The sequence below is a fragment of the Pseudomonas sp. 1 genome (assembly GCF_056626735.1).
In genome coordinates, this window is record NZ_JBWXMQ010000023.1 from 43859 (window position 1) to 70495 (window position 26637).

Annotated in this window: 23 protein-coding genes; 14 read left to right on the top strand and 9 right to left on the bottom strand. The window is 62.5% G+C overall.

Going from position 1 to position 26637, the window contains the following annotated elements; genetic code table 11:
- Window positions 1-86: 86 nt before the first annotated feature.
- Together AC1MDC_RS26140 and AC1MDC_RS26145 are read right to left on the bottom strand one after the other, a co-directional pair.
- Complete coding sequence (locus tag AC1MDC_RS26140) at window positions 87-4556, bottom strand: hemagglutinin repeat-containing protein (RefSeq protein ID WP_480393995.1); 4470 nt, start codon at window positions 4554-4556, stop codon at window positions 87-89.
- 94 nt (window positions 4557-4650) lie between these two features.
- Window positions 4651-6339, bottom strand: a complete 1689-nt coding sequence (locus AC1MDC_RS26145; protein ID WP_480393996.1) for a ShlB/FhaC/HecB family hemolysin secretion/activation protein — start codon at window positions 6337-6339, stop codon at window positions 4651-4653.
- 272 nt (window positions 6340-6611) lie between these two features.
- On the opposite strand from AC1MDC_RS26145, the gene AC1MDC_RS26150 reads away from it, so the two are divergent.
- Together AC1MDC_RS26150 and AC1MDC_RS26155 are read left to right on the top strand one after the other, a co-directional pair.
- A complete protein-coding gene (locus AC1MDC_RS26150; RefSeq protein WP_085705183.1) occupies window positions 6612-7733 on the top strand; it encodes an HlyD family secretion protein in 1122 nt (373 codons plus the stop codon).
- The gene (locus AC1MDC_RS26155; protein WP_085700449.1) at window positions 7730-9322 is read left to right on the top strand and encodes a DHA2 family efflux MFS transporter permease subunit; all 1593 of its coding nucleotides are present in this window, start codon (window positions 7730-7732) and stop codon (window positions 9320-9322) included. Before AC1MDC_RS26150 ends, AC1MDC_RS26155 begins: the two co-directional genes overlap by 4 nt.
- 4 nt (window positions 9323-9326) lie before the next feature.
- Here the strand turns inward: AC1MDC_RS26155 and AC1MDC_RS26160 are convergent, their stop codons facing one another.
- Window positions 9327-9767 (bottom strand): carboxymuconolactone decarboxylase family protein, encoded by a 441-nt coding sequence (locus tag AC1MDC_RS26160; protein ID WP_480393997.1) that lies wholly within the window; start codon window positions 9765-9767, stop codon window positions 9327-9329.
- A 240-nt stretch (window positions 9768-10007) separates the two neighbouring features.
- Between AC1MDC_RS26160 and AC1MDC_RS26165 the strand changes: the two genes are divergently transcribed.
- The 4 genes from AC1MDC_RS26165 to AC1MDC_RS26180 all read left to right on the top strand — a co-directional run bounded on the left by AC1MDC_RS26165 (window position 10008) and on the right by AC1MDC_RS26180 (window position 14377).
- Window positions 10008-10514, top strand: coding sequence for a sigma-70 family RNA polymerase sigma factor (locus AC1MDC_RS26165; RefSeq protein ID WP_480393998.1), 507 nt, complete (start codon window positions 10008-10010; stop codon window positions 10512-10514).
- Window positions 10514-11473, top strand: coding sequence for a FecR domain-containing protein (locus AC1MDC_RS26170; protein WP_085705176.1), 960 nt, complete (start codon window positions 10514-10516; stop codon window positions 11471-11473). The genes AC1MDC_RS26165 and AC1MDC_RS26170 overlap by 1 nt, the downstream gene beginning before the upstream one ends.
- Window positions 11474-11572: 99 nt before the next feature.
- The gene (locus AC1MDC_RS26175) at window positions 11573-14002 is read left to right on the top strand and encodes a TonB-dependent siderophore receptor (RefSeq protein ID WP_480393999.1); all 2430 of its coding nucleotides are present in this window, start codon (window positions 11573-11575) and stop codon (window positions 14000-14002) included.
- A 78-nt stretch (window positions 14003-14080) separates the two neighbouring features.
- Window positions 14081-14377, top strand: a complete 297-nt coding sequence (locus AC1MDC_RS26180; protein ID WP_227232991.1) for a hypothetical protein — start codon at window positions 14081-14083, stop codon at window positions 14375-14377.
- A gap of 60 nt (window positions 14378-14437) precedes the next feature.
- Here AC1MDC_RS26180 and AC1MDC_RS26185 read toward each other — a convergent pair whose 3' ends face one another.
- The 3 genes from AC1MDC_RS26185 to AC1MDC_RS26195 all read right to left on the bottom strand — a co-directional run bounded on the left by AC1MDC_RS26185 (window position 14438) and on the right by AC1MDC_RS26195 (window position 17690).
- Entirely contained in the window at window positions 14438-16009 is a 1572-nt protein-coding gene (locus AC1MDC_RS26185; RefSeq protein ID WP_480394000.1) for a sensor domain-containing diguanylate cyclase, read from the bottom strand.
- Between the two features lie 187 nt (window positions 16010-16196).
- A complete protein-coding gene (locus AC1MDC_RS26190) occupies window positions 16197-16970 on the bottom strand; it encodes an aldolase (RefSeq protein WP_480394001.1) in 774 nt (257 codons plus the stop codon).
- A gap of 12 nt (window positions 16971-16982) precedes the next feature.
- The gene (locus AC1MDC_RS26195) at window positions 16983-17690 is read right to left on the bottom strand and encodes a haloacid dehalogenase type II (RefSeq protein ID WP_480394002.1); all 708 of its coding nucleotides are present in this window, start codon (window positions 17688-17690) and stop codon (window positions 16983-16985) included.
- 110 nt (window positions 17691-17800) lie between these two features.
- Here AC1MDC_RS26195 and AC1MDC_RS26200 point away from each other — a divergent pair, with 110 nt between their 5' ends.
- Window positions 17801-18658 carry a LysR substrate-binding domain-containing protein gene (locus tag AC1MDC_RS26200; protein WP_227232995.1) on the top strand — a complete coding sequence of 286 codons (858 nt, stop codon included), beginning with the start codon at window positions 17801-17803 and terminating at the stop codon, window positions 18656-18658.
- Between the two features lie 52 nt (window positions 18659-18710).
- Here the strand turns inward: AC1MDC_RS26200 and AC1MDC_RS26205 are convergent, their stop codons facing one another.
- Complete coding sequence (locus AC1MDC_RS26205) at window positions 18711-19376, bottom strand: ribonuclease T2 (protein ID WP_480394003.1); 666 nt, start codon at window positions 19374-19376, stop codon at window positions 18711-18713.
- A gap of 165 nt (window positions 19377-19541) precedes the next feature.
- Between AC1MDC_RS26205 and AC1MDC_RS26210 the strand changes: the two genes are divergently transcribed.
- The 6 genes from AC1MDC_RS26210 to AC1MDC_RS26235 all read left to right on the top strand — a co-directional run bounded on the left by AC1MDC_RS26210 (window position 19542) and on the right by AC1MDC_RS26235 (window position 24850).
- Window positions 19542-20024 carry a hypothetical protein gene (locus AC1MDC_RS26210; RefSeq protein WP_085700459.1) on the top strand — a complete coding sequence of 161 codons (483 nt, stop codon included), beginning with the start codon at window positions 19542-19544 and terminating at the stop codon, window positions 20022-20024.
- A 95-nt stretch (window positions 20025-20119) separates the two neighbouring features.
- The gene (locus AC1MDC_RS26215; RefSeq protein WP_480394004.1) at window positions 20120-21823 is read left to right on the top strand and encodes a copper resistance system multicopper oxidase; all 1704 of its coding nucleotides are present in this window, start codon (window positions 20120-20122) and stop codon (window positions 21821-21823) included.
- A gap of 11 nt (window positions 21824-21834) precedes the next feature.
- Window positions 21835-22725 carry a copper resistance protein B gene (locus AC1MDC_RS26220; protein ID WP_480394005.1) on the top strand — a complete coding sequence of 297 codons (891 nt, stop codon included), beginning with the start codon at window positions 21835-21837 and terminating at the stop codon, window positions 22723-22725.
- A 32-nt stretch (window positions 22726-22757) separates the two neighbouring features.
- On the top strand, window positions 22758-23132 hold the full coding sequence (gene copC, locus AC1MDC_RS26225) for a copper homeostasis periplasmic binding protein CopC (RefSeq protein ID WP_064380958.1): 375 nt from the start codon (window positions 22758-22760) through the stop codon (window positions 23130-23132).
- A 3-nt stretch (window positions 23133-23135) separates the two neighbouring features.
- Complete coding sequence (copD, locus tag AC1MDC_RS26230) at window positions 23136-23999, top strand: copper homeostasis membrane protein CopD (RefSeq protein WP_480394006.1); 864 nt, start codon at window positions 23136-23138, stop codon at window positions 23997-23999.
- Window positions 24000-24058: 59 nt separating this feature from the next.
- The gene (locus tag AC1MDC_RS26235; protein WP_480394007.1) at window positions 24059-24850 is read left to right on the top strand and encodes a transporter substrate-binding domain-containing protein; all 792 of its coding nucleotides are present in this window, start codon (window positions 24059-24061) and stop codon (window positions 24848-24850) included.
- 3 nt (window positions 24851-24853) lie between these two features.
- Here AC1MDC_RS26235 and AC1MDC_RS26240 read toward each other — a convergent pair whose 3' ends face one another.
- Window positions 24854-25063 carry a hypothetical protein gene (locus AC1MDC_RS26240; RefSeq protein ID WP_480394008.1) on the bottom strand — a complete coding sequence of 70 codons (210 nt, stop codon included), beginning with the start codon at window positions 25061-25063 and terminating at the stop codon, window positions 24854-24856.
- 152 nt (window positions 25064-25215) lie between these two features.
- Window positions 25216-25575: a DUF6124 family protein gene (locus AC1MDC_RS26245; protein ID WP_410237524.1), complete on the bottom strand. Its 360-nt coding sequence runs from the start codon at window positions 25573-25575 to the stop codon at window positions 25216-25218.
- A 694-nt stretch (window positions 25576-26269) separates the two neighbouring features.
- Here AC1MDC_RS26245 and AC1MDC_RS26250 point away from each other — a divergent pair.
- On the top strand, window positions 26270-26632 hold the full coding sequence (locus AC1MDC_RS26250; protein WP_480394009.1) for a hypothetical protein: 363 nt from the start codon (window positions 26270-26272) through the stop codon (window positions 26630-26632).
- The last annotated feature ends 5 nt before the right edge of the window (window positions 26633-26637 follow it).

The following is a 26637-nucleotide window of genomic DNA, read 5'->3' on the forward strand; positions in this document are numbered from 1 at the left end:
AAGTGCACCGCGCAGATCGCGGTGCACATTCCATTATTGCAGGGCTGTCAAGCCCCCCGGCTGAGCAGCCCTGAACGCAGGGTGGCTCAGCCTTTTTCGTCAATACCTGCCTGGAGTGACTGACTGTCCAGATGACCGCTAAGCGTCACCGGGCCGACTTTCAGGTTGCCGTTTTCAAGGGAAACCTTCGGTGCGTTTTCTTCGGTTTTGTGTGGCAGGTCCAGGCCGGCTTTCACCCCGTAGTCGAGATTGCTCAAGTCGGTGCTGCTGACCTTCGAATCGCCCAGATCGACCTTGCCTTCGGTGGCAGAAATCCGCGCGCCGGTCAGCTGCGTAGCGCCAGCGACAGTGAGGTTCACACCCTGGCTACCGCTAATACCGGAAGCCTGTTTGATGCTGTCCTTGTGCGCGTATTCGCCTTCGACTTTCAGCGTTGGCTTGTAGTCGGTGCCCGCGAGTTTTCCCTTGTCGTCGGCTGGAGTCTTTTTGACGCTCAGGCCCAGATCCACATCAACCTCGGCGTGATTGCTGGAGTCCTGACGGCTTTCGACCGACAGATCACCGGCCACTTTGCCACTGACGTTGCGCGCATCGATCCGCGCACCGCTCAGGCTCGTGTCGCCCGCGCTGTTCAACACCACCGTGTCAGCCTTGATCTGACTGTTCTGCTGGGTGGTGCCTTGCAGGTAATCCACGCCAACTTTGGCTCCGGCATTGAAGCCGTGGTCGCTGCTGACTTTTTCATCGGCGGCGGTTGGTGTGCTTTGGCTCAGATTGCCGCCGGCGCTCAACGCCACATTCCAGTTGTTGCGGTGGTCGGTGGACTGCGCGGATTCCTGAACGAAGCCACCCTTCTGCGCGTCGATGCTGACGTTTGGCGAAGTGACCTGAGTGCCTTGCAAGTGCACCGAATCACCGCTCAGCGCGATGCCGTTCTGGCTGTTGAGCTGACCACCATTGAGAGTCTGGGTGTTCTCGTTGACCCGGCCGATGTTGAAGTTGCCGCTGAGGTTGCCGCCCTGATCACGGCTTTTCTCGCTGCTGGTCTTGCTGGCGCCGACCTTCAGGCCGCCGCCAAGGTTGCTGCCGGTAGCGACATGCGAATCGGTGGCTGCTTGCAGGTCGAGCTTGCCGCCGGCCTTCAGGTCGATAGCGCCAGCGCTGTCGATCCTGGTGCCTTGTTGCACCTGATTGCCACCGCTGCTCAGTTGCACCGGGCCGTTGCCGCTGAGGCTGGCGACGTGCGCCTGGCTGTCGGTGGTCTGGTTGCCTTGGTGATCGAGCTGGAACCCGGCGCCAAAATCGACGTTGGTGCCGTCGGTGCCCGGCAAGGTGCCGACGGTCAGCGAGCCATTGCCACGCAGGCTGGCGCTGTCGCTGCTCTGACGGTCGTTGGCCTGATTCAGGGCCAGATCACCGCCGGTCTTGACGCTGACACCACCCTGCCCGCCATCGAAACGACTGCCTTCGAACTGTGCATCGCCGCCGACATTGATGTGCACACCCTGATTGCCAGCGTAACCGCCGACTACTGCGGTGGTGCTGTTCTTGCTCGACTGACTGCTGCCACCCGCACCGCTGCCGGCCACGTTCACGTCTTCACCGGTCTTGGTGTAGACGCGCACATCGACCTTGGCATCCACCGCGTTGTCGGTGCTGCTGCGGGTGTTGCTGGCCGCGTCGGCCACCAGTTTATCGGCACTGATGTTCACTTTGCCGGCGCTGGCGTTGTACTGCGAGCCCTGGTCGTGCAGCGTGCCGCCGACCTTCACATCCACGGTCTGGCCGTCGAACCGGCTGACCACGGCGTTGCTGCTCTGCTCGGTTTTATCGGCGCTGGCGTGACCGATTGCCAGGTCGACACCGACGTTCGGCTGACCGAGATTGGCCAGTGCGTCCTTGTCCGGCACCTTGCCGTCGAGCACTTCTTTCACGGCGCCGGCAATCGGCCGGGCGATGTCTTTGTACTCGACGTTGGCGCCGATGTCCGCCGACCAGTTGCTCTCGCTGTGGGTGCTGCTCTCGGTGTTGTGGGCGGCGCGGTTGTCGACTTCGTTGGCGGCGACGTTCAGACCGTTGCCGGCCTTCAGTTGCGCACCTTCGGTGAAGAGTTTGTCAGCGATGATGTTCAGGCTGCCGCTGCCCTGCACGCCGGTGGTTTGCGCGGTGGTTTTGCCGGTGGTGTCTTGCGAGGTGCTGTGCGAGAAATCCACACCGCTGCCCGCGCGGTCGAGGCCGCCGGTGTAATAGAAACCGCCGCCGATGCTGCGGGTTTCGGTCGAGGTGCCGTGGCTGTCCTGCTCGGCCAGCAACGAGACGTTCTTGCCGCTCAGGGTAGTGTCGCCGCCGGTGGATTTGACCTCGGCGCCCTTGAGCGTCACGTCACCACCCGCCGTCACTTGCACGCTGCCGCCGCTGAGGCTGGAACCTTGCTGGGTGACGTCGTTGGTGGTGACGGTTTGCGCCTTGTCTTCGTAATGCACGCCGGCGCGATATTGCTCCGCCGTCTGCTCCCTGGCGTAGGCGTCAAAGCCACGGGTTTGCGTGCTGTTGCTGCTGTCACGGGTGTTCTGCGTCGAATGCACATTCACGTCACCGGCCGCATCCGCTGTCAGCGAACCGCCGGCCTTCACCGTGGAACCGGCGACTTCGATGTCCCTGGCGCTTTTCAGCTTGAGATTGCTGTCAGACGCCAGCTCGCTGCGCACCGTGGTGCTGTCCTTGCTGTTCTGACGGGACTCGTTCTTGGTGATGCCGAAGAACTTGCTGTCCTTGTCGTGGTTGTTGATGTGCGAGGTGTCCTGCACGCCGTCGATGGTCAGCGAACCGTTGTCGCTGATCACGCTGGCGTCCCTGGCGCCACGCACCTGGCTGCCGCTGATGCGCACGTCGTCCGCCTTGACCAGCAGTTTGCCGGCCGCGTTGATCTTGCTGCCCTGATGCTGGGTCTGGCCCTTGTCGGCGTCGCCGGTCTTGCCGAAGAAACCACCGCCGACCAGGTCACCGGAATAGCGATTGTCGCTGCTGCGATGGGTGCGGGTCGCGGTGGTGATTTCCACCTGTTTGCCGGCCAGTTGCAGATCACCGGCGCTGTCGACTTCGGCGCCTTCGGAGCGCAACAGTGCGGCGGTTTGCAGGGCGATGTTGCCGGCCTTCAATTGGCTGGTGACGCTGCGCTGCTCTTCGCTGCTGCTGTCCCAATCGGCTTTCCACAGGTGTTTGCGGTGCGTGCCCTGATCAGTCCGGGTGTGGCTTTCAGTGGCGGCGGTCAGGCGCAGGTCACCGCCGCTTTGCACGCTGAGGTTGTTCTTCGCGTCGACCTTGGCGGCTTTCAGTTCGGTGTCTTTGCCGGACGACAGTTGCGCATCGCGGCTGGCGATGATCTGGCTGCCGTGCTGGCGCGAATCGCTGTCGGTTTTGCTGCGCTCGTAGGTTTCCCAGGTGATGCCGATGGTGCTGTTGTTCCAGTTTTCGCGCTGTTCCTGGAGCTTGCGGCTTTCGACAGTGGTCAAGGTCAGGTTGCGTTTGGCCTCGACCTTCACGTCGCGACCGCTGACATCAGTGGCGGCCAGGCTCAGGTCCTTGCCGCTGTGCAGGCCGACGTCGCCCTGGCCGCTGCGAATGCCGGCACGGGTCACGTCGAGGCTGTCCGGGATCGCCTGACCGCTGACGCTCAAGTCGCCCGCCGAACGAATCTGCACACCGTCACGCCCGGCGACTTGCACAGCGCCGACCTTCACGCCCGCGCCTTCGGCGGTGCTGACGATGTTGATGCGCCCGGCCTGCATCGCGCCGAACAGGCTGGCGTCGATGCGTTGATCGGTGGTGTTGCCCGCCGGGTCCACGGCTTTCACCTGGCCGCTGGCGTAGTCGATCTGATTGCGCCCGACCGTGAGGTTCAGTTGGTCACGCGCAGCAATCGCACCCTGGCTGTCGATGCGCGGTGCGATCAGGTTGATCGAGCCTTCGCCGTTGCGCAGGCCGCCGCTCTGAATCTGCAACTGGCCGGTGGCGTCGCGGGTGCTCAGCGCTTGCAGTTTGCCGTCGTTCAGCTCGGGACGGCCGACCACCAGATTGGCGTTCGGCGTGTTGATGAAGCTGCCGCCGTTCACCGAAATGCCGTTCGGGTTGGCGAGCACGTAGTCGGCAGCGCGACCGAAGATTTCCTGGGCGCCGTTGATGGCCGACGGGTTGCGGCTGATCACTTCGTTGAGGATCACGCTCGCGGCCTGACCCTGCAATTGCGGGTTGGCCGCCAGTTGCCCGGCGAGCTGCGATTGCCCGGCCTGCAAGGCGTTGTTCAGGACGAGGCCCTGACGGTCGACGTTGTAGTCGAGGAACTGGTTGTGCGACAGGCCCGATCCGTTCGGTGCGACGATGTTGACGATCGGCACGCCGCCCTGGGTCTGCAATTGCGCGGTGCCGCCGGGGCCGGGTGCGACCACCACACCGCCGGCCATGGCGCCCGGCAGATGAGCGACCAGGAACAGGCTGGCGATGGCCCAGCGCAGTTTGCCCCGTGGGGAAAGATGAAACGCAAAGGTGTTCATTGGCATAAAAAACTCTCCATGTAGTGCGGCATCACGTTGCGCGTTGAGTTAAAGGCCTCGGCTGTCGCGCTCAGGTCCGATGGCTGTTGTTCACTGACGTTCATATCTGTAATCCGACCCGCATCAGCCAGGTTTCGGGCTCGTGGTGCAGGCCGGTCGGGGTTTGAAGGCTGCGTTGGTAATCGACATCCACTTGCAGGTTTTTCCAGCCCAGGTTGAGGCCGACGCTGGCACCGCTCAGGCGTTGGCCCGAAGCGCCGTGATCGGCCTTGATCCAGCCGTGGTCGAGGCCGACGCGCGGGGTGAGCTGCACCGGCAAATCGGTGCGTAGCGGCAGCCGCAGAGTGTTGCGCCAGATCGCGCCACTGGCGCCGGACGCGCTGCTGACCCGGTAACCGCGCACGGCGGAATCATCGGTGCCGAGCAGTTGTTCGATCGCCGGCAACGGATCCGGGCTGTACTGCAAATTGAGCTGGCTCTGCCATTGCCAGGCTTGCGCACCGAGCTGGCCGTTGCGCCACTGGCTGAGGCCGGCGCGGTACTTGCGAAACTGTGCCTTGGGCAGGTTTTTGACCTGGCGATCGGCATCGTCGTCGGCACCGAACCCGCTTAAACCCTGGGCGTAATTGACGTCGAGGTTCCACACCGCGCGATCGAGCCAGAACAGATTGAGCCTGGCCTCGGCCACGGTCAGGGTCGGGCTCTGAATGCCGAGGCGGACCTTTTCCAGATAACTGTCGACGTCCTTGTGCGCCAGTTGCAGGTTGGCGCTGAGCTGATGGCTCTGGTCGCGCCACAACACGCGGTCGGCGCGCAGGCTGAGCTGATCGGTGATGCCAGTGCTGTGGAAAGTCAGCGTGCTGAGCTTGAACGGCGCGCGATATTCGGCGTGGCTGGCGAAGGTGCTGAACGTCCAGTAGCCGTAGGGGATCGCGTAATAGAGGCTGGCGTTGCGGCTGTAGCGGTCGCCCTGATTGAGGGTGTCGCTGGCACTAAGACTCAACAGGTCGTTGAGTTCGAGCGGACTATCGAGGGTCAGGCTCAGCGTGTCGCGATCACGGCCGGTGCTGGCGCTGCCGAGGTTGTCGAAACCGGCACCAAGGGCCCAGCGTGACTGCCCGGAAGTACGTGAACGCAGGATGATTTTTGACGCACCGGGCTGGCTGCCGGGAGCGATGTCGGCGGTCAGATCAAGCGAGCGCAGACGGTTCAATTGATCCAGCCCCTGCTCGAGATCCCGCAGGTTCAGCGGCTTGCCGAGCATGCCGGGGAATGCACCGCCGAGGGACACCGGCAGGCTCTGGTCGGCCAGCTCGATGGACTCGATGTAGCCTTCGTCGACCAGAATATCCAGCGACTGCCCCGCCGCCGGCGCGCTGCTCAGGTACGGCCGGCTGGCGATATAGCCCTTCTCCACGTACAGCGCGGTGATGGTCGCCAGCAAATGGTTGATCTGGCCGACGCCCATGCACGGCGCCAGCAGCGGTTTGACGCGAGCGTTGAGCTTGTCTTTATCGATCAGCGTGACGCCGCCGATGCGCGTACCGCTCAGGGGCCAGCAGCGTTCGTCGGGGTTGATCGATTCAGGAATGGCCGGGGTGGCAGGCGTCGGACCGAACGCGCCGCGCTCCAGTTGCCGCTTGCGCTGTTCGAGTTGCAGTTGTTGCAAGTCGCGCTGTTGCTGTTGCTGCTGGCGCAGCACCTCCTGGCCAAGGACTGGAGCTTCGGCGGCGAGAACGCTGGGCGCACACACGCTCAACAACAAGGCCGAAAACAGCGGGCGAGGCATGGAACGACTACGAGAAACAGCGCAAAGCAAATACGTCACTCAACATCCTTGCAATCAACTGGCTTAATGCCACCCCATCAATAGCGGTGATAGTCAGAGCCTTCCTACGCAAATGCAAGACGCTTCCTACAGCGCTTACATTTCTTAAACAAATGATCAGCTTTTTTAAACGCCTCCATCTGACGACCGGCGATAAAAATCAATTGCCACAAAATATTACTCGCGTCATATTACGGACGTAATAACCACTCCGCTTTCCCAGGTATTACGCCATGACCAGCATGCCCACCGTAGAACCCGACCTCGCCGTTCCGGTCAGCACTCCCAAACCGCCCCTGCTCAAACGCTTGCTGCTGCCTACTGCCGGCATGGCCGCGCTGGTATTCGCCGGGTTGTACGCCGTGCATTGGTGGGGCGCCGGGCGATTTCTCGAAGAGACCGACGATGCCTACATTGGCGGCGACGTCACGGTGATCGGGCCGAAAGTCGCCGGTTACATCGAGGAAGTGCTGGTCAGCGACAACCAGAAAGTAAAGGCCGGCGACGTGCTGATCCGCCTCGACGCCCGCGACTACCGCGCCAATCTGGCCAAGGCCGAAGGCGCGGTCGCCGCCGAGGAAGCGCTGCTGGCCAACCTCGACGCCACCGAACAATTGCAACAAGCGGTGATCGGTCAGGCCCGTGCCGGCATTGATGCCGCCAGCGCTGAAACCGCCCGTTCGCGGGACGACAACGCACGCTACAAACGCCTGGTGACCACCAATGCAGTGTCGGTGGAAAGCGCACAACGGGCCGACGCCACCTTCAAGACCGCGCAAGCCTTGAGCGCCAAAGCCCAGGCCGAACTGCTGGCCGCGCAACGCCAGCTCACCGTGATCGAAACCCGGAAACAACAGGCCCGCGCCGCCCTCCAGCAAGCCCGGGCCGAGCGTGATCTGGCGCAACTCAACCTCGGCTACACCGAACTGCGCGCCCCGGTCGACGGCGTGATCGGCAACCGTCGCGCACGGGTCGGCGCTTATGCCCAGGCCGGTTCGCAACAGTTGTCGGTGGTGCCGGCCAGCGGTCTTTGGGTCGATGCCAATTTCAAGGAAGACCAATTGGCGCGGATGAAGCCCGGCCAGCGCGTGAGCATCCGCGCCGACGTGTTGTCCGGCCAGCAATTCCACGGCCGCCTCGACAGCCTCGCCCCGGCCACCGGTTCGCAGTTCAGCGTGCTGCCGCCGGAAAACGCCACCGGCAACTTCACCAAAATCGTCCAGCGAGTACCGGTGCGGATCCTGCTCGACCCGGCGGACGGCGTGCTCGGCCATCTGCGTCCGGGTCTGTCGGTGACGGCTGAAGTCGACACCCGCCCCCAACCTGAAACCACCGCCGTGGCCAGCGCGCCATGAGCACCGCCCTCACCGCCTCCGCGCAGCCATTCAATGCCGCCGAGATGGCGACGGCGACCAAGGTGTTCGCCTTCGCCACGATGTGCATCGGCATGTTCATCGCGCTGCTGGACATCCAGATCGTCTCGGCCTCGTTGCGCGACATCGGCGGCGGGTTGTCCGCCGGCACCGATGAAACGGCGTGGGTGCAGACCAGTTACCTGATCGCCGAAATCATCGTGATTCCGCTGTCGGGCTGGCTGTCGCGTGTGTTCTCCACACGTTGGCTGTTCTGCGCATCAGCGGTCGGTTTCACCCTGGCCAGCCTGCTCTGCGGCATCGCCTGGAACATCCAGAGCATGATCGCCTTCCGCGCGTTACAAGGGTTTCTCGGCGGATCGATGATTCCGCTGGTGTTCACCACAGCGTTCTTTTTCTTTACCGGCAAACAGCGAGTGATTGCCGCCGCAACCATCGGCGCCGTGGCTTCGCTGGCACCGACGCTGGGCCCGGTGATCGGTGGCTGGATCACCGACGTTTCGTCCTGGCACTGGCTGTTCTACATCAATCTGGTGCCGGGGATTTTCGTCGCCGTGGCCGTGCCGATGCTGGTGAAGATCGACCGGCCGGAACTCTCGTTGCTCAAGGGCGCGGACTATTTGAGCATGGCGTTTCTGGCGCTGTTTCTCGGCTGCCTGGAATACACCCTCGAAGAAGGCCCGCGCTGGAACTGGTTCAGCGACCAGACGATTCTGACCACCGCGTGGATCAGTGGCCTGGCCGGGCTGGCCTTCATCGGCCGCACGTTGCATGTGGCCAATCCGATCGTCGATCTGCGCGCGCTCAAGGATCGCAATTTCGCCCTCGGCTGCTTCTTTTCCTTCGTCACCGGGATTGGCCTGTTCGCGACGATTTACCTGACGCCGCTGTTTCTCGGCCGGGTGCGCGGCTACGGCGCGCTGGACATTGGTCTGGCGGTTTTCTCCACCGGGGTGTTCCAGATCATGGCGATTCCGCTGTACGCCTTTCTGGCCAATCGCGTCGATCTGCGCTGGATCATGATGGCGGGCCTGGCGTTGTTCGCTTTGTCGATGTGGGAATTCAGTCCGATCACCCACGACTGGGGCGCCGCAGAATTGATGCTGCCGCAAGCCTTGCGCGGAATCGCCCAGCAACTGGCGGTGCCGCCGGCGGTGACGTTGACGTTGGGTGGTCTGGCACCGGCGCGGCTGAAGCATGCGTCGGGCCTGTTCAACCTGATGCGCAACCTGGGCGGTGCAATCGGGATTGCCGCGTGCGCGACCATTCTCAACGACCGCACCAACCTGCACTTCACGCGGTTGGCGGAGCATCTGAACAGCAGCAACGAAGCGGTGAATCAGTGGCTGGCCCAGGTCGGCGGCAACTTTGCCGCGCTGGGTCAGAGCGGCGACGTCGGCCTCACCGCCAGCCTGCGTCAGTTATGGCTGCTGACTTACCGTGAAGCGCAGACGCAAACCTACGGCGACACGTTCCTGATGATCATGGTGTGCTTCGGCATCGCCACGGCGATGGTGCCCTTGATGCGCAAGGTGCAACCACCGGCCGCGCCGAGTGCCGATGCACATTGATCGATCAGGCTTGCGGGGTCTTACGGAAGCCCACGGCCAGACGGTTCCAGCTGTTGATGGTGCTGATCGCGACGCTCAGATCGACCATTTCTTTGGACGAGAACTGGGCGGCGACCACTTCGTAGTCTTCGTCCGGGGCGTGGGTCAGGCTCAACTGGGTCAGGGTTTCGGTCCACAGCAGCGCGGCGCGTTCACGTTCGCTGAAGAACGGCGCTTCACGCCATGCGGTCACGGCGAACAACCGGCGCGGGGTTTCGCCACCCTTGATCGCGTCGGCGGTGTGCATGTCGATGCAGAACGCGCAGCCGTTGATCTGCGAAGCACGCAGCTTGACCAGTTCGATCAGGGTCTTTTCCAACGGTAGTTTGGAGACAGCGGTTTCCAGGGCGATCATCGCTTTCAGGGCATCTGGGGACGCGGTGTAGAAATCGATACGAGGTTTCATGGCGACTCTCCGGGGCAAATGAATGTGTGGCTACGGTAGTCCCGGGGTTGGGCCAGGCAAATAGCCAATCTCCCGGAAGTCGGGTAGGCCACTCGTTTGGCGTCGGAAAAGAAAGTGTGAAAGGGCAATTGCCAGCACTCGTTCTGCGCCACTAGAATGCGATCAATTCTTAATTGCACCCCAATCGCACTCTCGATTGCATCTCTGGCAACGGACGCCCGAAACGAGTATCTGCCCTTCATGTCGTCACTCGATCAGCCGTTGAATCAGCAAGTCCAGACGCTCTACAGCGAACACCACGGGTGGCTGCAGGGCTGGCTGCAGCGCAAGTTGGGCAGTCGCTGCGATGCGGCCGACCTGGCGCACGACACGTTTTTGCGCCTGCTCACTCGCCAGGTGATCAAGCCGCTGGGCAGCGAGCCACGGGCGCTGCTGACGCACATCGCCAAAGGGCTGGTGATCGATCGCTGGCGGCGTCAGGACCTGGAGCGCGCGTACCTGGAAACCATTGCGCACCTGCCCGCCGCCGAAGTGCCGTCGCCGGAAACCCGCTACCTGATTCTCGAAACCCTGTGGCGCATCGAAGCACTGCTGCGCGAACTGCCCGAGCAGACTCGCGAGACCTTCCTGCTGTCGCAGATCGAAGGCCTGACCTACGCGCAGATCGCCACGCGCCTGGGTGTTTCGCTGATCACCGTCAAACGCCACATGCGTGCCGCGTTCATTGCCTGCCTGAGTGTCGCCTGATGAATTCGTCGATGATCAATCCGCAGATTCTCGGCGAAGCCGCCGACTGGCTGGTGCAACTGCATTCCGGCACCGCGACCCCGTCCGACCATCAGGCCATCGCCCAATGGCGCACCCGCAGCGCCGAGCACGCCATTGCCTGGCAGCGGGCCGAAGCGTTGTTGGGGGATTTGCGCAGCGTGCCGGCCAACGTCGCGATCCAGACCTTGAAACGCGCGTCCCGCAAGGAGGGTCTGAGCCGTCGCCAGACCCTCACCCGCCTCGGCTTGCTGTTGATGGCCGGGCCGCTGGGCATTGCCTCGCAGCATGTGCCGTGGGAGCAATGGACCGCCGACCAGCGCACCGCCGTCGGCGAGCAGAAGAACCTGCAATTGCCGGACGGCACACAATTGCTGCTCAACACCGACAGCGCCGTGAACATCGCTTACAGCCCGGCCGAGCGCCGGGTGCTGCTGCTCAATGGCGAAGTGCTGATCAACACCGCCAGCGATGCTGCCGCCCGCCCGTTCATCGTCGAAACCCCACAAGGCCTCGCCCGTGCACTCGGCACGCGGTTCTGCGTGCGTACCGAAGGTTCGCGCAGCCAGGTGTCGGTGCTCGAAGGCCAGGTTCAGATCACCCCGCAATTGCTCAAGCAGAATGCGATTCTCAAGGCCGGCGAGCGCCAGCGCTTCAAGCTCAACAGTTTCGACAGCGCCGAAACCTTCGACACCGCCAGCCTGGCCTGGGACAAGGGCATGCTGCTGGCCAGCAACATGCGGCTGGACGAATTGCTCGGCGAACTGAGCCGCTATCGCCGAGGCGTGCTGCGCTGCCATCCGGACGTCGCGGCGATGCGCGTGTCCGGGGCGTTTTCCCTGCGCGACACCGACGCCAGCCTGCGCCTGCTCAGCGACACGTTGCCGCTGAACATCAACAGCCTGACCCGCTATTGGCTGTCGGTGGAGCCCCGTGTCTGAACCCTCGGAAAATATTTTCAATATTCGCTGATACCTTTTCGCGTCTCGTCCGGTGAGTGGATAGACCTTTCAATTCCACGCCCCCGACAGGAACACCGAATGACCGCAATGCCATTGCCCCGCCCCGCCACGTTTGCGCTCAAAGCCCTGAACCTGAGCCTGGCTCTGGCCTTCAGCGCACTGTTGCCGACTGCCGCCAACGCCGCCGACAGCGTCAGCGAAAGCGCCAGCCGTACCGTCAACATCGGCCCCGGCCCGCTCAGCCATGTGCTGGCGCAGTTTGCGGTCAGCGTCGGCGTGCCGCTGTCGTTCGATCCGGCGCAACTGGGCAATCGCCAGAGCCCCGGCCTGCAAGGCAGCTACACCGCGCAGAGCGGTTTTGCCCGGTTGCTGGAAGGCAGCGGTTTCGAGCTGATCAGCACCGGCCACAACGGCTACACCGTGGCCCCGAAAGTCGCGGCGGACGGCGCGCTGGAACTGGGCGCCACCAATGTCAGCGCCCTGCGCGACGACAGCGGCGCCACCTACGGCGGCGAACAGGTCGCCCGCCGCGCGCAGATCGGCATGCTCGGCAACCAGGAGGTCAACGACCTGCCCTTCAGCGTCACCAGTTACACCGCCAAGACCATGGCCGATCAGCAGGCGCAAACCGTCGGCGACGTGTTGCTCAACGATGCCTCGGTGCGCCAGTCCAACGGCTTCGGCAACTTCTCGCAGATGTTCATGATCCGCGGCCTGCCGCTGGCCTCCGATGACATTTCCTATAACGGTCTCTATGGCGTCCTGCCCCGGCAGATCATCGCCGTCGAAGCGCTGGATCGAGTGGAGCTTTTCAAGGGCCCGAACGCCTTCGTCAACGGCGTGACCCCGAGCGGCAGCGGCATCGGTGGCGGGATCAACCTGCAACCCAAACGCGCGATGGACACGCCAACGCGCAGCGTCACCCTCGACTACAGCGCCGACGGCCGGGTCGGCGGGCATCTGGATCTGGGCCAGCGCTTCGGCGAAGACAACCGCTTTGGCGCGCGGGTCAACCTGATGCAGCGCGAAGGTGACACCGCCGTCGATGAAGAAGACCAGCGCTCGTCGCTGTTCAGCGTCGGCCTGGACTATCGCGGCGATCGCCTGCGGGTCTCGACCGATTTCGGTTATCAGAAGCAGGTGATCAATCAGGGGCGCTCGGTGATCTATGTCGATTCGAGCCTGGCAAAAGCCCCCAAGGTGCCGCACGCCAACGCCAGCTACGCCCAGAGTTGGAGCTACTCGCAACTCGAAGACACCTTCGGCATGGCCCGCGCCGAATACGACCTCAACGACAACTGGACCGCCTACGTGTCCGGCGGCGCCAAGCACACCCGCGAAAACGGCGTGTACTCGTCGCTGACCGTCACCGACCTCAACGGCAACGCCCGTGGCGGCATGCTCTATTCGCCACACGATGAAGACAATAAAAGCGCAATGGCCGGGCTCAACGGCCGCTTCGACACCGGCCCCGTCACGCACCAGTTGAACCTCGGCTGGGCGGGCATCTGGGGCGAGCAACGCTCGGCGTTCGAAACCATCGGCGCGGCCGGGCGCTACAGCACCAACCTGTACAACGTCACCGACAAACCGCGCCCGACGCCAACCTCGTTTGCCAGCGACATCAACGACCCGCGCATCACCGGCAAGAACATCCTGCGCAGCGAGGCGATTTCCGACACCCTCGGTTTCGTCGATGACCGCATCCTTCTGACCCTCGGCGTGCGCCGCCAGGCACTGAAAGTCGACGGCTGGAGCACCGCCACCGGCGCCCGCACCTCCAGCTATGAAGAATCGATCACCACTCCGGTCTACGGCCTGGTGATCAAGCCCTGGGAACTCGTGTCGTTCTACGCCAACCGCATCGAAGGCCTGGCCAAGGGCCCGACGCCGCCGACCACGGCAATCAACCGCGACGAAACCTTCGCCCCGGTGCGCAGCAAACAGATCGAAGCCGGCGTGCGCGTGGACATGGGCAGCTACGGCGCCAACCTCGGCGTCTATCGCATCGAGCAACCGTCGAGCTACACCCAGGACGGGATCTTCCGGGTCGACGGCCAGCAGACCAACAAAGGCGTGGAACTCAACATCTACGGCGAACCGCTCGACGGCCTGCGCCTGCTCAGCGGCGCGACCGTGATGAAGACTGAACTGGAAGGCAGCAGCAACGGCGTGAATGACGGCAACCGCGCCGTCGGGGTGCCGCGCTTCCAGTTCAACCTCGGTGCCGACTGGGACATTCCGGGGCTCGAAGGCGCGGCCCTCAGCGCGCGGATGTTGCGCACCGGCGGCCAGTACCTGAACGCGGCCAACACCCAGAGCATTCCGGCGTGGAACCGCTTCGACCTCGGCTCGCGCTACGCCTTCAAACTGGAGGAAAAGCAGATCACCCTGCGGGCCAATCTGGAGAACGTCGCCAATGAAGCCTATTGGGCTTCGGCCAACGGCGGTTACCTGACCCAGGGCACGCCGCGGACGCTGAAGGTTTCGGCGACCGTGGACTTCTGACCGCTCGTCATCCGGCCGGCACCAAGCCTTGTGCGCGTCAGACCAATATCAGGTAGATCCCCTGACTGGAGACACACCATGATGACGCGCACATTGACCTCAATCCTGCTGGCCGCCACGCTGGCCGCCTCCACCGCAAGCTTTGCTGCAAACGACGGCGCCGATGCCACCGGCACCAAATCCGGCGCCACCAGCGGCTCGACCCAGCCACCGAACAGCACCCCGGGCGCGCCTTCGGGCGGCAGCAATTCCGATGGCATGGGCCAAGGCACCGGCACCAACGGCGGCGCCAGCGGTTCAGGCTCAGGGGCTGGCGGCGGGACCGGTTCGGCCGGCGGCGGTACGGGTGGAGCTGGCGGTGGCACCGGCAGCTGAACGAACAAGAGCAGGCCGTGGTAAGTGCCATGGCCTGTGGCTGAACCCGATTGTTTTTTGTCAGCGATCCGAGCGCAGTAACTCGCCGACGCCGACGTCCATCGACAACACGGCCGCGCGATTGCGGCCGGCGTTCTTGGCCTGATACAGCGCCGCATCCGCGCGCTGGATGAACAGTTCCGGGCTGTCGTTGCCAAGCGGAATGAAGGAATAGCAGCCCAGGCTCACCGTGAGATAACCGGTCGGCGAACCGCTGTGGGTGATGTGCTTGTCCATGACACTGCGGCGGATCTGCCCGGCGATCGCCAGTGCGCCGTTGATGTCGGTGTCCGGCAGCAACACCGCGAACTCCTCGCCGCCATAGCGTACCGCCAGGTCGGATTTGCGCTGGCAGCAGTTTTTCACCACCTGCGCGACCTGCGTCAGGCAATGGTCGCCGGCCACATGGCCGTAGGCGTCGTTGTAGCTTTTGAAAAAATCGATATCGAGCATGATCAGGCTGACCGGGCTCGACTGCCGCGCGCCCCGGGCAAACTCCACGTCCAGCGAACGCTCGAACAGGCGCCGGTTGGCCAGCCCGGTCAAACTGTCGTGGGTGGCGATCTGCTCCAGCGCCCGCTGGGCCTTGCGCAGATTTTTCTCGATCCGCTCGCCATCGCGCACTTGATGAATGAACACCCAGCCGAACAGCCCCACGCCGAGCATCACCAGCGCCACGATCACGCTGGACTGGAACGCCCGGTCATGCCAGCCCTGAAGAATCGTGTCCCGCGACGAAGAGGCGGCCACCACCAGCGGATAACTTTCCAGCTGCCGGTAACCGTAAAGGCGCGTCACGCCGTCGACCACCGAGTCGATCATCGCGGTGCCGGCGGAGGCATTGGGCAGCAGCGTCTGATAGATCTCGCCCTTGGCCAGCGAGGTGCCGATCAGGGACTCGTCGAACGGCCGGCGGGCGAGCAAGGTGCCGTCGGTCAGGCCGAGGAACATGGTGCCGTTGTCGTCCAGGCTGAAGCTTTTGAAGAACTTGTCGAAGTACGACATCTTGATCCCGGCCAGCAGCACGCCCTGGAAATTGCCGGTGCGGTCGTTGATCCGTTTCGAGATCGGGATGATCCACTCGCCGTTCTCGCGGCTGCGGATCGCCGGGCCGATATGCGCAACGGACGACACGTTCTGCTGGTGAAACTTGAAGTACTCGCGATCGGCCACGCCATTGCCACGCGGCAGATTCGGGAACGAGGTAATCACCCACTGCCCTTCGCGGTCGAACAGGAACATGCCGTGCAACTGCTCGAGTTGCTGCACCCGTCGCGCGAGGGTTTTCTGCAGGCGAGTCTTTTGCGCCGCGCCATAACCGTCTTCCTGAATCCAGTCGACCAGACTGGTCATCACCAGATCCGCCGCCAGAAAGGTGTCCTCGGCCTGCTGCGCCATGGCCCGGGTCAGGTTGGCCGAAGACATCTGCGCGTTCGCCAGATCCTGGCGCCGCGACTGTTCGATCTGCAAGTACAGCAAACCGAACAGGCACAGACACACGGCAACGATGAACAATACCGCCGCCTTGCGCAGGGGCAAACGCTTGAGGGTGCCGCCGGGGGCCTGATGCGGATCGTGAATGGGGATAGGCAAAAGCGTGTCCTGGGCAGGTACGACAGGGGCAAAAGCCCGAAACCCTTGTTCTTGTGAGCGTAGCCCACCGGGTTGTGTGGGGCAACCAAGTGCCCCCGCTACGATCCCGACCCTGTTGCTATCGGCGCGCAAGGCAATTGGATGACCTGCGACGCGAATTATTTTTGCCTGCCCGTTTTCCTCGCCTTCACTCCCGGCTCGACAACCGCCGCATCGCACTGTGCAGATGCGCCCGCGCACTTTCCGGATCGCCCTCGCGCATCTGCTCGTACGCCCGTTGCGCAACCGCGTGCGGCACCGGTTTGAGCTCCCGTTGCGTGGCCATCGCCAGCAGTTGCACCTGCGCGGCACGCTCCAGGTAATACAGATCGTCCCAGGCTTCGGCGATGGTCGGCGCCGCGACAATCACCCCGTGGTTCTTGAGAAACAGAATGTCGGCCTCGCCCATGACCCCGGCAATCCGGTCGCCTTCACGCGCGTCCAGCGCCAGCCCGTTGTAATGCTCGTCCACCGCCGTGCGCCCGTAAAATTTCAGCGCGGTTTGACTCAGCCACAACAGCGGCGGCCCCTCCAGCAGGCACAACGCCGTCGCGTTCGGCATGTGGGTGTGGAACGCGACCTTCACCCGAGGCAGCCGCTGGTGCAGCCGCGCATGAATATAGAAAGCAGTGGCCTCCGGTTGGCCCGCGCCGTCCACCACGTTGCCATCGAAGTCGCAGACCAGCAGGTTGTGCGCCGTGACTTCGGAAAATGCATAGCCGTAGGGATTGACCAGAAACAGGTCGGCGTGCCCAGGCAACATCGCCGAAAAGTGATTGCAGATCCCCTCTTCCAATCCATGCAACGCCGCCAGTTGAAAGCACGCCGCAAGCTCTTGGCGAGCGGTGATGATGGCTTCGCTGTCGAGGTTCAACGGGGCGCAACGCGCAGGTCGCGCGCTGCCGGTCAGGGTATGGGCCATGGCGAAACTCCTTTATGACCAGCCAAGGGATGAGAACAACGGAAGGACTTCGTCCAGCGTGTTGAGGATTGCGTCGGGCCGATAGTCCGGCAGCAACTGACGACCGGTGCCACGGTCAATCCAGACGCAGCGAAAATGCATGTCGCGAGCCGCCGTGTGATCGAGCATCGGGCTGGCGCAGATGTGCACCACCTGATCGCGGCTGACGCCCAGTTGCTCATGAGCGTAGTCGAACAGCCGGGGCGCCGGTTTGTAGGCGCCGGCCTGTTGCGCGGTGATCACCCGGTCGATGTGGCCACCCAACTGAGCGACGTTGCCGGCGATGATGTCGTCATCGGTATTGGAGACGATGCACAGCTTGAAACCCTTGGCCTTGAGCTGCGCGAGGGTGTCGACGACTTCGGGAAACGGCGGCATCTGCGGGATCGCGGCGGCCAGGCGTTGGCTGTCTTCGCTGGCACTCGCCAGGCCCAGTTCCTCCAGGGCCAATTGCAGGCCGAGGGTGCTCAGCTCACGAAACGAGCGGTGCGGCGGCGTCTGTTCCAGGCAATGTTCGTGGCGGTCGTAGACCTCGATCAGGCGTCCGGCGTCGACCCCGTGTTCACCTTTTTCGCTCAGGATCCGCTCGGCCACGGCGCGCAGGCCTTCGTCCCATTGAATCAAGGTGCCGTAGCAATCGAAGGTCAGCCATTGCGGGCGCGGTGTGTGGATCAACGTCATGGGGGCATTCCTCTGCAAGTGAGGGCTTCAGCTTATGAACTCGGGGTGATAGTGTGAAATTAAATAAATAGCCAACCGTCAGTTGCAAAACAAATATCGAGAGCGCCGCCATGCTGGATCTGGAACTGCTGAAAACCTTCGTCTGCGTGGTCGATGAAGGCAGCTTCACCCGCGCCGCCGAACGCGTGCATCGCACTCAATCCACGGTCAGCCAACAGGTGCGCAAACTCGAAGAACTGGTCGGCCACGCCCTGCTGTTGCGTGATCGCACCGGGCTGAACGTCAGCGTCACCGAGCACGGCGAACTGCTGATCCACTATGCCCGTCGCCTGCTGGCCTTGTCCGCCGAGGCCAGCGAAGCCCTGGCCAGCGATCTGGACCTGGAAATCCTGCGCATCGGCATGCCGGAAGACTTCGACGCCCGGCGCATGGCGCTGATCCTCGCCGGCTTCACCCGCAGCCACCCGCAAGCGCGGCTGGAAACCGTCAGCGGCATGAGCCTCGACCTGCGCCAACGCCTCGACAGCGGCGAAATCGACATCGCCCTGATCAAACGCGAACCCGACAGCGGCCCCGCCTGGGCGACCTGGCCGGAACGACTGGTGTGGGTCAAGGGCGCGGAGTTCGACTCATCCAGCGGCGTGTTGCCTCTGGCGCTGTTTCCTCAAGGCTGCCTTTACCGACAACGGGCGATTCGCCTGCTCGACGTGGCGCAACGCCCCTGGCGTGTGGCCTTCGGCAGCCACAGCCTGACCGGCATTCAGGCGGCGGTGGCCTCAGGGCTTGGGGTTTCGGTGCTACCGGCGTCGGCAGTGTTGCCGGAGCATCGGGTATGCACAGACTTGCCGCCGCTGCCGCCGACGGAGCTGGCACTGGTCAGCCGCGAGGGGGTGTTGAGTGGATTGCAGCGGGGGCTGGTGGAGTTTTTGCGGGGGGAATTGGGGGTGGATGCGGGGGGATTTGCTTGAGGTTGATCGCAAAAAAACAGGCGCCTTTTCAGGCGCCTGTTTTTATGATCGGTCAACGCGACGGCGGCACTCGAATATCCCCCGCCCGGCACTGAGTTTTCACGCCCTTGCCGCACGCGCCGAATTGCAGGTCCTTGCCCATGCACACGCGCACTTCCGACAGTTCCGGGCCGTTGCAGATCACGGCGATACCGTCTGACGGGATGCCCGGATTGCTCTTGCGGAACAGGTCGGCAATTTCCTGCGCTTCGAAGTAATAAGAGCTACTGAACGGTTGCAGTTCTTCCGGGATGCTCACCGCGGCCACGGCTTTGTCCGCTTCGTCCAGATAGCCCATAGCGCCGAGGCCGCTGCAGGTGCCGTGCTTGCTCCATTCGTGATCGAGCAGTTTCTTGGTCGGGAACAGCGTCAGGCCTTTGGCCGTCTCGGCGGCCGACAGGTTGGTCAGCGGCGGGCAGGATTCCGGCCAGCCGCCCCTGGCGTATTGCGGCCACAGGCCATGCAGGACAAAACCGTAACCCTTGCCGGTGCATTGCGGATCGTCCTTATGGGTCAGGCAAAAGGTCGGCGACCAGGACAACGTCAGCAGGTAGTAATCGAACACCCCCGCCACCGACTCCGTCGGTGCCTTGTTGGCGTGTGACTGGCGCGCCGAACTCAGGCCGATGCTACCGACCGTCAGCGCAATCAGCGCCATAATTGTAAAAAGCTTTTTCATGTTCCCGTTCCTTGGGACGCGTGCGTCCGTGGTTTCTGTGGTCTGACCGTCATTTGGCCAGACGCTGATTGAGTCATGCCCGTGTTGCAAGCGCATGACGCAGGGCAAAACCTGCATTACTTTGAAAGGACTACCATGCTGTTGCATTCACCACAGGGAACCGACATGAGTAAAGCAGACGAACTCGCCGCGAAACTCAAACAAACCCGGCACACCCATGCTGACGAAATCACCTGCGCTGAACTTGAGATCGATTGCTGGCCGGCTCAGGTCTACGCCTTGTATCACCGCATCGAGGGCTGGTTGCAACCGGTCACCGAAGTCGGACTGAAGATTCGGCGAAATCCTACCCATGTTTGCGAAAGTTCACCGGATGGCGAGACCCACGACTACGCCATCGACCAATTGGTCATCGAAGCCAACCATCACAGCCTGACATTCGACCCAATCGCCCGTTTCACCGAGGACGGCTCGGGGCGCGTGCAGATCAACTTGCCGGGCAAAGAAACATCGCTTCTGCGCACCGTCGACGAACACGGCGAAAGCCACTGGTGGTTGCAGACCATCGAGACCGGGCAACAACTGGATGCGATTGCGTTGACGGAAAACAACCTGCTGTTGGTAGTCCAGGAAGGCCTCGGTCTGTAGGCCGAACCTGACAAAACTGTAATCCGCCCCTCAGCCAGCTGAAAGCTGCCACTGGTTAGCCTCCTCGTCATTGGTCAAACGGGGACTTCCAGCGCATGCCTTCCACCACGTCAAGACGTACCTTCGTCAAAGGCCTTGCCGCCAGCGGTCTGCTCGGCGGCCTCGGCCTGTGGCGCACGCCGGTCTGGGCCTTGAACAGCCCCGGCCAAGTGAATGAATTGAGCGGCACCGACTTCGAGCTGTTCATCGGCGAAACCCCGGTCAACTTCACTGGCCAGCCCCGCACCGCCATGACCATCAACGGCAGTCTGCCCGGCCCGCTATTGCGCTGGCGCGAAGGCGACACCGTGACGTTGCGAGTGCGCAACCGACTCAAGGTCGACACCTCGATCCACTGGCACGGCATTCTGCTGCCGGCCAACATGGACGGCGTGCCGGGCCTGAGTTTCAAGGGCATCGAGCCGGGCGGCGTGTACGTCTACCAATTCAAGGTCCGCCAGCACGGCACCTACTGGTATCACAGCCACTCCGGGTTGCAGGAACAGGCCGGCGTCTACGGCCCGCTGGTGATCGATGCCCGGGAGCCGGAGCCGTTCCAGTACGACCGCGACTACGTGGTGATGCTCAGCGACTGGACCGACGAAGACCCGGCCAGCCTGATGAAGAACCTGAAAAAGCAGTCCGATTACTACAACTTCCACAAGCGCACAGTCGGCGATTTCATCCATGACGTCAGCGAAAAAGGCTGGGGCGCCACCGTCGCCGATCGCACGATGTGGGCCCAGATGAAGATGAATCCCACCGACATCGCCGATGTCAGCGGCGCCACGTACACCTTCCTGATGAATGGCCACCCACCCGATGACAACTGGACGGGACTGTTCCGGCCCGGTGAAAAGCTGCGTCTGCGGCTGATCAACGGCTCGGCCATGAGCTACTTCGACGTGCGCATCCCCGGCTTGAAAATGACCGTGGTCGCCGCCGACGGCCTGCACGTCAAGCCGATCAGCGTCGATGAGCTGCGCATCGCCGTGGCGGAAACCTATGACGTGATCGTCGAGCCCGCCGCCGAGGCCTACACCCTGGTCGCCCAGGCCATGGACCGTACCGGCTACGCCCGAGGAACCCTCGCCGCCCGCGCCGGTTTATCGGCCCCGGTGCCGGCGCTGGATCCGCGACCGCTGGTGACCATGGACGACATGGGCATGGGCGGCATGGACCATGGCTCGATGGACATGAGCGGCATGGATCACTCGAGTATGAACATGGGCCCGATGCAGTCGCACCCCGACAGCGAAAAGGACAATCCGCTGGTGGACATGCAAGCCATGACCACCGCCCCGAAACTCGACGACCCCGGCCTCGGCCTGCGCAACAACGGCCGCCGCGTGCTGACCTACGCCGACCTGCGCAGCACGTTCGAAGACCCGGACGGCCGCGACCCGGGCCGCACCATCGAGTTGCACCTCACCGGCCACATGGAGAAATTCGCCTGGTCGTTCAACGGCATCAAATTCTCCGACGCCGAGCCGCTGCGTCTGAAATACGGCGAGCGCATCCGCCTGATTTTGGTCAACGACACCATGATGACCCACCCCATTCACCTGCATGGCATGTGGAGCGATCTGGAGGACGAAAACGGCGACTTCCAGGTGCGCAAACACACCATCGACATGCCGCCCGGCACCCGCCGCACTTACCGCGTCACCGCCGATGCGCTCGGCCGTTGGGCCTATCACTGCCATCTCCTGTACCACATGGAAATGGGCATGTTCCGCGAAGTGCGGGTGGAAGAATGAGGACGCCGACCATGACTCGATTTGCCACGTTTTCCTTGTCACTCCTGTCGATGTCCCCGGCCTTCGCCGCCAGCGACATGCAGGGCATGGATCACAGCCGGATGGCTGACATGCAAGGCATGGATCACAGTCAAATGGGTGATATGCAAAGCATGGACGACGGCATGATGCAGCCCGCCGCGCCGACCGAAAGCCGCACGCCGATCCCGGCGCTGACCGACGCCGACCGCGCCGCCGTGTTCACCAGCCACGCCGGACACCAGGTTCACGACAGCGCCATCAACACTTACTTCCTCGCCGACAAACTCGAATGGCAGGACGCCGACGACGCCAGCACCCTGGCCTGGGATTTGTCCGGCTGGATCGGCGGCGACATCGATCGGCTGTGGCTGCGCTCCGAGGGCGAACGCAGCAACGGCAAGACCGAAGACGCGGAGATCCAGGCCCTGTGGGGCCACGCGATTTCGCCGTGGTGGGACGTGGTCAGCGGCGTGCGCCAGGACTTCAAACCCGGCGCCCCACAAACCTGGGCCGCGTTCGGTCTGCAGGGCATGGCGCTGTACAACTTCGAAGCCGAAGCCACTGCGTTTCTCGGCGAAAACGGCCAGAGCGCGGTGCGGCTCGAAGGCGACTACGACATCCTGTTGACCAACCGCCTGATCCTGCAGCCCACCGCCGAACTCAACGTCTACGGCAAAAACGACCCGCGACGCGGGATCGGCTCGGGCCTGTCGAACACAGAAGTCGGGTTGCGGTTGCGCTACGAATTCCGCCGCGAATTCGCGCCCTACATCGGCGTGACCTGGAATCGCTCTTACGGCAACACCGCCGATTACGCCCGGGAAGAAGGCGAGGATCGCAGCGAAGCGCGACTCGTCCTCGGCGTGCGGCTGTGGTTCTGAATCCCATCAAAAAAACAATACCGAGGTCTTGCATGCGCACATTGAAAATCTCCCTCGTCCTCGCCAGCGGTTTGCTCCTGAGCACCCTGGCCCAGGCCCATCCGAAACTGCTGTCGTCGACCCCGGCCGAAGGTGCCGACGGCGCGGCACCCGGCAAGATCGAACTGCGTTTTTCGGAGGATCTGCTGACTCAGTTCTCCGGCGCCAAACTGGTGATGACCGAAATGCCCGGCATGGCCCACTCGCCCATGCCGATGAAGGCCAAAGTCAGCGCCGGCAGCGACCCGAAAACCATGCTCGTCACCCCGCTCTCGCCCTTGCCGGCCGGCACCTACAAGGTCGAATGGCGCGCGGTGTCGTCGGACACGCACCCGATCACCGGCAACGTCACGTTCAAAGTGAAGTGAGCGATGGCTGAACTGATCAACATCCTCCTGCGTCTGGCGTTGTATGTGGATTTGCTGATGTTGTTCGGGCTGGCGTTGTTCGGGCTGTACAGCGTTGACGCGGTGCTGCGGTTTCGACCGATGCTGCGCGGGATGGCGTTGATCGGGGCGCTGCTGTCAGTGGCGGGACTGGTGCTGATGACCCGCGCCATGAGTGGCGAAACGGCGTTCGCGGCGCTGTGGCCGCACCTGCAAATGATGGTGCTGGAAACCGACGTCGGGCTGGCGTGGACGCTGCGGATGATTGCGCTGATCGCCGTGGTGATCTGGCGCGGATTGTGGCTGGCGTCGATGGCCGGCGCCATCGCCCTCGCCTCCCTGGCCTGGAGCGGACACGGCGCGATGGATAACGCGTGGCACCTGCTCAGCGACATCCTGCACCTGCTTGCGGCGGGGGCGTGGCTGGGCGCCATGCTCGCGTTGATCTTGATGGCGCGGCTCAATGCATTGCTCAGCGAGGCGCGCATTCGTTCGCTGGCGAATTCCGTCAAACGCTTCGAAAGCGTCGGCGCGGCGATTGTGCTGATCCTGTCGGTGACCGGCGTCGCGAATTACCTGTTCATCGTCGGCCCGGCACTGGGCGAAATCCTGCTTGGCACCTACGGGATTCTGCTGGCGATCAAGGTTGTGTTGTTCTGCGGCATGCTGGTGCTGGCCGCGTTGAACCGCTTCCACCTCGGGCCGTTGCTCGAGCAATCGTTGCGCGCCGGGCAGCATCAAGTGGCAGCAAACGCCCTGCGCCGCAGCTTGGCATTGGAGCTGGTGATTGCGCTGTTGATCGTGGGACTGGTGGCGTGGCTGGGCACGTTGAGCCCGGAACCGGGATGACACCCGGCAAACGCATTCACTACACTGGCCCGCACCTCCACTGCACAAGCCCGATCTCCATGACAATTCCAAAAAGCACGATGATCTTCTGCGGCCTGCTGGCCATGGCCGGCGCCGCTCAGGCACAAGAGTCGGCCTCGCACCTCGACACCGTTCAGCAACAAGGCCAGTTGCGCGTCTGTACCACCGGCGACTACAAGCCCTACACCTTCAAACGCCCGGACGGCGGATTCGAAGGCATCGACATCGCCATGGCGCAATCCCTGGCCGACAGCCTCGGCGCCAAGGTCGAATGGGTGCAGACCACCTGGAAAACCCTGATGCCGGACATGCAGGCCGGCAAATGCGACATCGGCGTCGGCGGCATCTCGGTGACCCTCGAACGCCAGAAAAAAGCTTTCTTCAGCAACACCCTCGACGTCGACGGCAAGATCCCGCTGGTGCGCTGCGCCGACCAGTCCAGATACCAGACCATCGACCAGATCAACCAGCCGAACGTGCGCCTGGTCGAACCGGCCGGCGGCACCAACGAAGCCTTCGTCCACGCCTTCCTGCCCAAGGCGCAACTGGCGTTGCATGACAACGTGACCATCTTCGAACAACTGCTCGACAACAAGGCCGACGTGATGATCACCGACGCGTCCGAAGCCCTCTACCAACAGAAACTCAAACCCGGCCTGTGCGCCGTCAACCCGAGCCAGTTCATGCAATACGGCGAAAAAGCCTACCTGCTGCCGCGCGACGACATCAGCTGGAAACTCTACGTCGACCAGTGGCTGCACCTGAGCAAAGTCACCGGCAAATACCAGAAAGTCCTGAGCGAATGGATCGCCGTACCCGCGGCCCAGTAAACCTCAGTCGTCATGCATCAGGCCGGAGCTGTACTGGTTGAAACTGTTACCGATATTGCTCCCGCCGAACTTCAACGTATTCATGTTCCGCGCCTGCGGCGAGTGACAGTCGCTGGAGAAACAACTGGTGGTGGTCAAGCCACCGGAACCGGAGCAGGCGCTTAAAAGTGCGACAGTGGCGACGATCAACAGCGCTTTGAGTGGATTGTTCATGGTGTGTGGCGCTCGCGTGGGATCGGGATCTTGTGGATGGATCGTAGGCCTGCGCGGGTGGCGGGAAGATGAAACTTGCGGGGGTTTCAGCGTGGGTTCAGGTTGAACCCACGCCCAGCGATAAACCCTCCGTGACAGAGAGTTGCCCGAATCTACTTCGGCTCGACGTTATCCAGCGCCTGATTCACCGCCAAAGACCCCAACATCACCAACTGCGCAATGCCAATGGCGGTTTTGCGGTGGGCGGGCTCCAGGGTGGCGGCGAAGTTGTTGAGCATTTCGGAGGCTGAACCGAGGGATTCGCTGGCGTTGGCGAGCAGGGATTCGGTGTCGTAGGCCGGGTTGGCGAAGTACATCGGATCGTGTTTGGTGTGACTGCCCATGATCCGCTGCTGCGGGGTGAGGTAGTGATCGAGGGCGCGCTCGGCGGCTTCGTTCAGGGTTCGTGAATCGGGGAATTTGTAGGGGGAGACTGGATCGGTTTCGGGTGGGTTGGGGGTTGGTTTGAACATGGAGTAACTCCCGACGGATAAGAGGTTAGGAGCCGCCACCTTCGCTACCAAACTAGGGTGGAGGCCATACGCAGGTTGGTAGACCGGCCGTCAGGAACCCCGGCGCATCCGAAGATGCCCTGCGCATGACCACCATAAAACGAAGGTACTGAAAGCCTCCGCAAGACAGTAGTCTTGTGCTTCTGACGGAATCCGGGCTACCAAACCCGATCACTGGTTTTCAGTGACCCAGGAACGATAAAACCGCCGTGCTAGAGGCACAAGCCGGCGGATTCTGTCTTAGGTGTAGGGGGTGGCGCAAGGATGTGTAGGCGTTGGCTGTTCAACATGAAATTATTTAAACAGGGCAGAATCTTTCTGTTTAGATCAGCGTGCGAGCCTGGCCACCCTGATAACGACTGCGAGAAGAACTAGCCTCCAACTCCTCCCCCTTTCAGCCTTAGCAAATATTAAGCAACTGTTTTCGGCTCCAGCCTGGAGCATCATCAAGACGGCCCAATGTCTGGGAAAGATCCCACATCCACCGTAAAGTCTTGGATCGGCTACGCTTTCCGTTGTCTCGGTGCGGAGTCAATCCCTGTGCGTGAGAGCTGAAGATCAGTCCGCCATGAGATAAGATCAGCACCAATCAATTGACGTGACGCCTCACCTCATCGATGATCTCGCACACGATTGAAGCCAAGGATTAGTGAAAATGTTCTGGATAGAGATCTGCAATGATGGCAGTTACATATCAGGTGACCAAGAACACCTAATTCTCGCCGATGGCATCGTACAGGGTGAAAGCTACGACGGAGAGCGCTCCGGTAACGACTGGGCGAAGCTATTTGTTCCCTTCAGCATCGAAACCGAGCATGGAACGTTCAGTTGGGAGGTAGAGCTTATCGAATACCTGGGACGAGAGGTCACGAGTCTCCTGGGTTACCGAATTACCGACTATCCCGGCCACATCCTTTTGAAAGACGAAGTCACATTCTGCATTCAAGACGGATGGGCTTTTCCAAGAGAAACAACGCTCGACTCGCAGCCCAAAGTGACTAAAATGCGCCTCGTTTAAAAGAA